This is a genomic window from Streptomyces sp. NPDC006610, from assembly GCF_040611575.1.
Lineage (GTDB): Bacteria > Actinomycetota > Actinomycetes > Streptomycetales > Streptomycetaceae > Streptomyces.
This window is the reverse complement of the sequence record NZ_JBEXOP010000079.1, coordinates 1-8,769: the sequence shown is the minus strand read 5'-3', so window position 1 is coordinate 8,769 and position 8,769 is coordinate 1. Positions and strand designations below refer to the sequence as shown.

The following is an 8,769-nucleotide window of genomic DNA, read 5'->3' as shown; positions in this document are numbered from 1 at the left end:
GAGATCCTCCACCCGCACCGCCGCGGCCTTCTGCCGCGCTTCCAACACCGCCCGCATCGACGGCATCCGTCACCCCCACGACGTCTTGGTCAGCAGCGGACCCAGACTTCCGTGCCAGCCGCTGTCTCATGCCTGACCAGCGGAAACCACACACGAGGTTCGGAAAGAGAACGACCTCTAACTGCCACGTTACAAAATTGAGTACTCATTGCTCTGCAACTTCACGGCCCGCCGATCGTCTACCTGGGTGAAGCGTTCAACACTATGGGGGAGTTGCTCATGACCAGAAACCGGATGCGTGCAGTGGCTGGGGCGTGCGCGACGCTCCTCTCACTCGGCCTCACGGGGGCCGCACAGGCAGCGCCGCGGGCTTCGGGCACCGAGCCGGTGACCACCTACGAAAAGGGGCATGTGGTGGAGTGCACCGCGCAGCTGGAGCGGTACGACACCGTATATGTGTCGCTGTACAGCAACTCCGTCCACGGCAACCACACGCAAGTGGTGATCAGCAGCGCCGAGTCGGAGTACGCGGGCGCCGCCCAGCCCGTGAAGCTTTTCAGGCATGGCTCGATCCGGACCGTGGTGCCCGTCTCGCCTGTCGACGGGCGTGTCGAGTCCGCCAGCAGTGCCGTCGTCCACGGTCGCTACGCCCCTGTTGGCGAACCGAGGCCTTACAGCGACGAGATGTACGACGCGGGATATCGCATCGTCACGACAGGGACTCATCAGGACATCAGTACTCGCCTCACCATCAAGGCCTTCGGCGAGAGGGCACCCCTTCAGTGCGACAACGCCCTCGCCTACGACCTGAGGATCACCAAGACTCCCGTCGTCTGAGGACCGCCCACCGGGTTCCTGCAGCGGCTGCCAAAGCCCTCGTGGCCTGTGATGTGGCGGCTTGCCGCACGCAGGTGTGCCCGCTGTACGGACGGGCGTGGGCACCGTCCGTACGGCGGACGCCTCGCGGTCCGTCAAGACCGCCACGGCGAAGCGGAGTTGCCTCGTTCGGTGGACTGCGCGTACCGCACCGGGTGAACCGGGCCCGTGAGCCCGTGGTCCTGGCGGGTGACTCGGCCGAAGGCCGGGGGATGTCGGAGGTCAGACCCCGCCGGGCTGCTTGCCGTGCGGGTCGGAGGCGTTGATCGTCGCGACGACCCGGTCGTAGTCGCCGCGGGCCTCGCCGTAGCGCAGGAACTTCACCCGCTCGACCTGGATCTCCTTCGCGTCGGGTTGCGTTTCCAGCAGAGCGACGGTCTCGGCCACGAACTCGTCCAGCGGCATGGCGAGTTCGTTGTCCTCGTGTCCCGGCAGCAGAGCGGTGCGCACGGCCGGCGGCACGAGTTCCATGACCTTGACCGAGGTGCCGGCGAACTGCAGCCGGAGTGACTCGCTGAGCATGTGGATCGCCGCCTTCGACGCGTTGTAGCTCGGGGTGACCTTCAGCGGCGTGAACGCGAGGCCCGAGGAGACGGTCATGATCGTGGCGTCCGGCTGCGCCTGCAGGTGTTCCACGAACGCGGCGATGAGCCGGATCGGGCCGAGTACGTTCGTGGTCACCGTAGACTCCGCGGAGGCGAGGAACGAAGCGGGATCGCGCCAGTCCTCGATGTTCATCACGCCGGCCATCGTGACGAGGACGTTGAGGCCAGGGTGGTTCGACAGGACCTCCTTCTCGGCGGAGGCGATGCTCGCGGCGTCCGTGGTGTCGATCCGCACCGTGCCGATGCCGGGGTGCTCGTCCGCGATCCGGTCCAGCAGCTCGGCGCGCCGGCCACCTACGATGATGGTGTTGCCCCTGGCCCGCAGCTCGAGGGCGAGGGCGAGACCGATGCCGCTGGTGGCGCCGGGGATGAAGACGGTGTTTCCGGTGATGTTCATGCCTCGACTGTCACCGCTTCGGCGCCGCAGGTGCAGAGACCGGTTATCGGGGGATCGGCGATCCCTGGCTCGCCCACCGTGACCGGGCGACAATCGAGCTATGGACCGTGCAGCACTGGCAGACTTCCTGCGCCGCCGCCGCGAGGCGCTCCAGCCCGAGGACGTGGGGCTGCCCGTCGGCGTACGCCGCAGGGCCCCCGGTCTGCGACGCGAGGAGGTCGCGTCCCTCGCCGTGATGTCGACCGACTACTACACGCGGCTGGAGCAGCAACGCGGTCCGCAGCCGAGCGAGCACATACTGGCGTCGCTCGCCCGGGCCCTGCGGCTGACCGGCGACGAGCGCAACTACCTGTACCGGGTCGCCGGGCACAACGCTCCGGTGCCGCTGTCGTCCTCGGTGCACGTCGCCCCCGCGCTACTCCGTGTGCCGGACCGCCTCGACGACACCCCGGCGTGCGTCCTGTCCGACCTCGGGGAGACGCTCGTGCAGAACAGGATGGCCGCCGCCCTGCTCGGCGACGCGTCGGGATACACGGGCCTCGCCCGCAGCGCGGTCTACCGCTGGTTCACCGATCCCCTGGAGCGATCGCGCTACCCCGAGGCCGACCGGGACCGCCACAGCCGTGCCCAGGTCGCGAGCCTGCGTGCCGCCTACGGGCTGCGAGGGCCGCGGTCCCCGGCCGGCAAGCTCGTGCGCACCCTGCAGAAAACGAGCGGGGAGTTCGCCGAGCTGTGGGAACGACACGAGGTGGCACAGCGCTTCGAGGACCACAAGACGCTCATCCATTCCGAACTCGGAGCGCTCGAACTGGACTGCCAGGCCCTGTTCACCGAGGACCAGTCCCAGACCCTCCTCGTGCTGACCGCTCCGCCTCGGACCGAGAGCCACGAGAAGCTGCGGTTGCTCGCCGTGCTCGGACTGGACCGCTTCGCCGGGGCGGAACACTAGTACTGCAACGGTGCTTGCCGTGACTGTTGGGCAGCTCGTTCGTTGGTGTGGTCATGGGTGGGGACCTTGCTGATGTCCAGGCTGTGGACGGGTGAACTGAGCGCTCTGCATGAGCGGTTCGTGCACCGGTTCGGCCGGGAGGAGCCGCGGCAATCTGCTCTGGCGTACATGCGAGGGCTGATCGCGCCGCTGGAGCGGAAGAACGGCTGGACGCTGGCGGAAGAGGCCGGGCATGCGGGTCCGGACCGCATTCAGCGGTTGCTGAACCGGATCGAGTGGGACGCCGACGAGGTCCTGGACGACGTACGCGACTACGTCGTGGAACACCTCGGCGATCCGGATGCCGTCCTGATCGTCGATGACACCGGGTTTCTGAAGAAGGGCGTCCGCTCGGCCGGCGTTCAGCGGCAGTACTCCGGCACCGTGGGCCGCACCGAGAACTCCCAGATCGGCGTGTTCCTCGCCTACGCCACGAGCCGCGGACGCACCCTGATCGACCGCAGGTTGTATCTGCCTACGTCCTGGACGGATGACCGGGAGCGCTGCCGTCGGGCGGGCACATCGACGACAGTGTCGCCTTTGAGACGAAGGTGGCGATGGCCAAGGCGATGGTCCGCCGGGCCATCGCCGAGACGATCCCGTTTGGCTGGGTGACGGCGGATGCCGCCTACGGCTTTTCCAAGGGCTGGCGCTACGAGCTCGAGCAGGCCGACGTCTTCCACGTGATGGCCACCACCCGCCATGACACCGTCGTCACCCGCTGGGCACTCGACCACCCCGTGCACGAGCTGTTTCCCGGTCTGCCGAGGCAGAAGTGGAAACGTCGTTCCTGCGGCGACGGGGCCCACGGCCGGCGGGTCTACGACTGGGCCCGCATCGAGGTGCGGCCCTGGCACCAGGAGGACCGCCGGCACTGGGTGCTGGCCCGCCGCAGCGTGAGCAGGCCCGGGGAGATCTCCTACTACATCGCCTACTGCCCCGCCGACACCACCCTGGATCAGCTGATCCGCATCGCCGGCAGCCGCTGGGCGGTGGAGGAATGCTTCCAGACCGCCAAGCAGGAGTGCGGACTGAACGACTACCACGTCCGCCGCTATCCCGGCTGGCACCGCCACATGACGCTGGCCATGGCCGCCCACGCCTGCCTGACCGTCCTGCGGGCCCGCCCGATGGACGCGGACAAAGCAGAAACGGATCCTCCCCGCTCATCCACCTCAGCCTCGCCGAGATCAGACGCCTGATCACCCGACTCACCGACCGCCGGCCCGCACCCATCGACCACATCCTGCACTGGTCGACCTGGCGACGACGACGCCAGCACCAAGCCCGCATCAGTCACTACAAGCGGCGCGGACACAGTCCCTGAAACTGGTCAGCAATCAGCACAAGCACCGTTGCAGTACTAGCTCGTGGTCCTGCGTGGCGCACTTCTTGAGGCCGTCGTCGTCCCCGCGCCCGCGGGATGGTCCCGTCGGCGAGGCTTGCGTGCGGGGGCGGGGAGCATGCTCCCCGCCCCCGCACCCGCACCCGCCCCCGCACCCGCACCCGCACCCGCACCCGCGGGAATGATGGTTCGATCACCAAGCGCGCCAGGGATACGACGCGAGGCGGATGGCCGGTGCCGTTACTGACTTCGGCTCGTCAGGGTGACGCTGGATCGTCGAGGGCCAGGCCGGTACTGAAGCCGCTTGAGCCGGTTGCGTACGAGGGCAAGGGCCTCGAGCCGGTCCAGGGCGAGTGCGGCGAGGTTGGCCAGGCTGCGCTTGACGTGCGCCCATACCCCCTCGACGGGGTGAGGTCGGGCGAGTAGGCGGGCAGCAGGAATACCGTCAGCCATTCACGCTCGGCGATCAGCTCACGCATGGCGTGGGAGACGTGGGTGTTCAGCCGGTCCCACACCAGCATGATCGGCGCCTTGACGAGCTGGTGGACGCCGTCGATTGCGACCTCCGGCGGCTTGATCTCCTGCTCGAACAGCTCGGCTGCCTGCATCCATACCGTTTCGCGGCGCTGCCGCCCCGCAGCGGTCAGCCCGCCCCCATCCGCATACCTCACACAGCACGGATACAGTCACCGCTCCAGGCCCTTCAGGGACTTCACAAAGATTCACCCTGACGAGCCGAAGTCAGTAACGCGGTTGCTGCTTCTTCATGTTCCCGACGAATAGATAGCAGGACCCATATATTCCAACCGTTATTGCCAGCAGTACCCAACCCCCGCTGTTCCCTGTCGCGATCAAGAATAGCGACAGCATTACACCCATTACCGCAAAAAGAGTCGCGAAAATCATCCACCTCTTCACGGCCGCGCGCTGCTCGAGTGACCATCCGACGTTCAGCATTTCCGTCCTTTCGGTTACCGAGGCGTCCGAGGGTCGTCCCCGCGCCGGCGGGGGGTAGCTCAGCGGCGGTGATAGATGCGAGAGCCGGCTCGTTGTGTCCCCGCGCCTGTCAGGGTAGCTCCGGCCTGCCGACCGCCCGGAGGAGGAGCAGCGTTCACGGCAGGAGGCAGCGTCCTCCCCGTCGGCGCGGGGGTTTCCGGTCAGGCCCAAGGACGCCAAGGGGTCCGGGAAGTCAACGTCTATTCATGACTGCGACATACACCACCAAGGCAGCACAAGCCAAGAAGATGGTGATAACGAGCCATTCGTAACCATCAGGCGCGAACCCGGTCAGAATAGCTAACTTGTGCACTGTCAATGCCTCCGATTTGCGGAGTAGCAGGGACGGTGAGCAGGGAGAGAGACCGATCACTGCGGGCGCCTGCTAACCGGTGATTCCGGCACCGAACCGATGCGCCCAAGGCCGGAAGGGCTCGACAGCAGCCAAGTGCAGGCCCTCGGTGCCGGGCTGTCGGCAGAACGCCACCTTGGTGGCGAAGGCTGCCAACAGCGCCTCGCCCGGCACCGGCAGCGGCGCGGCCAAAAGGGCGGGCCAGTGGCCGACGGACCACGTGGCCTTCGACCCGGTCCACACGACGGGACCGACCTGACCGGGGAACGCACCGGTAAGGGGCATTCGGCGGGCGCCACGTGGTGGAGTCCTGGCCGGTCTTGGACCGGCTCGAGCGAGCCGGACCGTGATCAGAGCCCACTCATCGCCGAGGTCGTTGGTGTGCACCTGATCCGAGCTTGAGCGCCTCTGCGGCTCGGACCGCGTGGAAGGCAGTGACACACTCCGGTTTTAGCGGCTTCTTTTACGTATGGCGAACGCGGCCATGACGGCCAAGATCAGCCCGCCCGCAATAGCCACGGAGCCGAAGACAATGGGCGGCTTGTCACCAGTTGCAGCACCAGCAATACATCCGCAGACGCCAGCCAGTATCGCAATAGCCGAGAAGATCAGCGTATGTCGAATCGCTTCCTTCACATGAGTCCCCTCGTCTCCCGTCTTGCGCCTTTTTTGATCTCGGTGTCTGTGCTTGCTGAAACGTCTGGGCCGAGGGAACCACGGCCCAGACGGCGAGTCACGCCAGGGTGTTACTGGTATGTGAGGATGTCAGTGTTGTAGTAGCCGGCCACCGCTCCCACCGCGCAACTTGTCGCTATGGCAACTCCAGCGCCCACGGCGCTGCCCACGCCAGCGCCTACCACACCGCCTACTGCTGAGGCATAGGTAATGGTTCCGGTGCTTGCTGCTGCCTCGATGCCGGCGACACACCCGACTGCGGCGCCCACCCAGTCGTTGGATTTGTCCAGCCAATCGGCTACGTCGCCGAAGCTGAGCAGTCCGTTGGGGTCGATGCGGTTGACGGGGTCGCCTTCGGCGTAGAGGTAGGGGTTCTTTTCCTGGCCGGAGGGGTCGGGCTGGGTGAAGCGGCCGATGTTGGCGTCGTAGTAGCGGTGCTGGAGGTGGTAGAGGCCGGTGGGGTCCTGGTAGCCGCCGGCGAAGCGGTGGGGCTGGGCGACCGGTTCGTACGACTGGGCGAGGAGGCGTGCGCCGCGGGGGCTGTAGGTGTAGGTGTTGACCTTGTTGCCGTCCGCGTCCGCCAGGGCGACCACGCTGCCGATGGAGTCCGTGAGGTAGTAGTACGTCTTGCCCCCGGTCGTCATGGAGTTCAGCGTGCCCCCGGGTTCGCGGGTAAATCCCATGTCCGCACCGGCAGTTGTCTTCGCGGACAGGCCGAGCGGGCCGTTGTGGAAGAAGGTGTCGCCGAGGCGGATGCGTTCGCTCTGGTCGGTGGAGCCGTACTGGCCGGCGTACGCCTTGCCGCCCACCGTGATCGAGGTCAGCTGGGAGTGGTCGGTGTAGGTCTCGCCGGTGCGGGCGTACTCCTGCGTGGAGGCGCCGACCGTCTCGTTTAGGTGTAGGTGGTGCCGCGCGGGCAGCCGGGGTCGGTGCCCTGCGAGGTGAGGTTGCCGGCGAGGTCGTAACAGTACTGCCAGGAGTCGGTGACCGCCCCGGCCTTCTCCTCCTTGGCGTAGGAGAAGCGGCCCGCGCCGTCGTAGGAGTAAGAGAGCGTCTGATCACTGTTCAGGCCGTTGTGGCGGCCATGTCCGTTTCGATTCGCCAGGTTGGTGCGGATTCTCCAGTCAGTTCGCGGGACATTTTGTTAGCCATCGCCCAATGGATCATTGCCCGGGATCTCTGGGGCAGGGCTTCGTAGTCGCGGGCCAGGCGGCGGTGCTGCATCAGCCAGCCGAAGGTCCGCTCGATCACCCACCGTTTGGGAAGCGGCTCGAACCCCTTGGCTCGAGGTCGCTGCACTACCTCCACGTCGATGCCGAGCAGGGCGCCGTGGTTGAAGATGCTGTTCTGGTATCCGCCGTCGGCCCAGACCTTGGACACACTGGGATGGTTCGCTGCCAGGTCGTCGAGCAGGAGCTTGCCGCCGGTGGTGTCGTGCACGTTCGCGGCGGTGATGAGGACGGCCAGCACCAGGCCGAGTGTGTCCGTGATGAGATGCCGTTTGCGTCCTTTGATCTTCTTGCCGGCGTCGATGCCCTGGCTGGTCTCGGGCACGTTTGCCGAGGTCTTCACGCTCTGGGCGTCGACCACGGCCGCGGTCGGCTCGGCACTGCGGCCGTGGGCCCGGCGGGTCTTGTCGCGTAACAGGTCGTGGACCTGCTGGGTGGTGCCGTCGGCTTCCCACTTCGCGTAGTAGTCGTAGACAGTCTTGTAGGGCGGGAAGTCGTGAGGCAGGTACTCCCACGGGATGCCGGTGCGGTTGACGTACAGGATCGCGTTGACGATCTCCCGCAGGTCGTGCACCCGGGCCGCCGTCCCCGGACCGGTCCGTCTCGCCCGCCAAGCGGTGAAGACCGGCTCGATCAGAGCCCAGCGGGCATCGGACACATCACTGCGGTACGGACGGCGACCACTCACGCATCATGCAACGACCGCCAACGCCACCAGTCACAAAATCATCCCAGAACGCCAGCTACCTAGATCAGATGCTCTCTAAGTGCGCTTGGTGCTGCGGATGTGGTCCGTGCTGGTGCGGATCTTGCTGCCGTCGGTGGCGGCGTCGGTGCCGTAGCCGTAGGTGTAGGCCAGGTCCACCAGGGTGCCCTGCGGGGAGGTCGCCCTGATGGTCCTGGGGCGGCTGGAGTTGTCGACGCCGACCTTCTGCACCGTTCCGCCGGGGTACGTCGTCGTGGTGCGGACGTCGTTGTTGTTGTAGCCGTACTTGGTGATCTTTCCTTGCGGGTCCTTCAGCTCGGTGAGCTTGTTGACCTCTTTCCAGGTGTAGTCGACCTTGCCGGCCGGGTCCTGGTAGTAGTCGACGTTGCCGGCCGGGGTGTAGGCGAGCAGGGTCTGGGAGCCGTCTTGGAGGTGGCGGACCGTCTCGCGCTGGAGCGGGTCGAACTCGTACTTCACCGTGCCCGTGCCGTCGGAGCGCTGCATCAGGTTGCCGTCGCCGTCGTACCAGTACTCGACCTTGACCGTGTTCGGTGAGGTGACGGTGCGGATGCGGTCGAGGTGGTCGTAGGTGTAGGAGAC

Annotated in this window: 4 protein-coding genes and 4 pseudogenes; 3 read left to right on the top strand and 5 right to left on the bottom strand. The window is 66.6% G+C overall.

The genetic code is table 11. The features are described from left to right. Positions 1-279 precede the first annotated feature (279 nt). Complete coding sequence (locus ABZY13_RS33135; protein WP_356637468.1) at positions 280-837, top strand: hypothetical protein; 558 nt, start codon at positions 280-282, stop codon at positions 835-837. A 261-nt stretch (positions 838-1,098) separates the two neighbouring features. On the opposite strand, the gene ABZY13_RS33130 is transcribed toward ABZY13_RS33135, so the two are convergent. Then, positions 1,099-1,878 carry an SDR family NAD(P)-dependent oxidoreductase gene (locus tag ABZY13_RS33130; RefSeq protein ID WP_356637466.1) on the bottom strand — a complete coding sequence of 260 codons (780 nt, stop codon included), beginning with the start codon at positions 1,876-1,878 and terminating at the stop codon, positions 1,099-1,101. A 100-nt stretch (positions 1,879-1,978) separates the two neighbouring features. Between ABZY13_RS33130 and ABZY13_RS33125 the strand changes: the two genes are divergently transcribed. Together ABZY13_RS33125 and ABZY13_RS33120 are read left to right on the top strand one after the other, a co-directional pair. Next, entirely contained in the window at positions 1,979-2,827 is an 849-nt protein-coding gene (locus ABZY13_RS33125) for a helix-turn-helix transcriptional regulator (RefSeq protein ID WP_356637464.1), read from the top strand. A gap of 168 nt (positions 2,828-2,995) precedes the next feature. Continuing rightward, positions 2,996-4,068, top strand: a pseudogene (locus ABZY13_RS33120) (IS701 family transposase). Between the two features lie 383 nt (positions 4,069-4,451). Here the strand turns inward: ABZY13_RS33120 and ABZY13_RS33115 are convergent. From ABZY13_RS33115 to ABZY13_RS33100, 4 genes and pseudogenes are all read right to left on the bottom strand, one after another. Beyond that, positions 4,452-4,819, bottom strand: a pseudogene (locus tag ABZY13_RS33115) (transposase). A gap of 1,486 nt (positions 4,820-6,305) precedes the next feature. Further along, positions 6,306-7,282: pseudogene (locus tag ABZY13_RS33110) on the bottom strand (RHS repeat-associated core domain-containing protein); the annotation flags it as partial. 17 nt (positions 7,283-7,299) lie between these two features. Continuing rightward, positions 7,300-8,151 carry an IS5 family transposase gene (locus ABZY13_RS33105; RefSeq protein ID WP_356637462.1) on the bottom strand — a complete coding sequence of 284 codons (852 nt, stop codon included), beginning with the start codon at positions 8,149-8,151 and terminating at the stop codon, positions 7,300-7,302. Positions 8,152-8,226: 75 nt separating this feature from the next. Beyond that, positions 8,227-8,769 (bottom strand): annotated as a pseudogene (locus tag ABZY13_RS33100) (RHS repeat protein); the annotation flags it as partial.

What these genes read in the sequence shown, in the direction of transcription:
- ABZY13_RS33135 (WP_356637468.1), top strand. Translation starts at nt 280, where the DNA reads ATGACCAGAAACCGGATGCGTGCAGTGGCTGGGGCGTGCGCGACGCTC.
- ABZY13_RS33130 (WP_356637466.1), bottom strand. Translation starts at nt 1,878, where the DNA reads ATGAACATCACCGGAAACACCGTCTTCATCCCCGGCGCCACCAGCGGC.
- ABZY13_RS33125 (WP_356637464.1), top strand. Translation starts at nt 1,979, where the DNA reads ATGGACCGTGCAGCACTGGCAGACTTCCTGCGCCGCCGCCGCGAGGCG.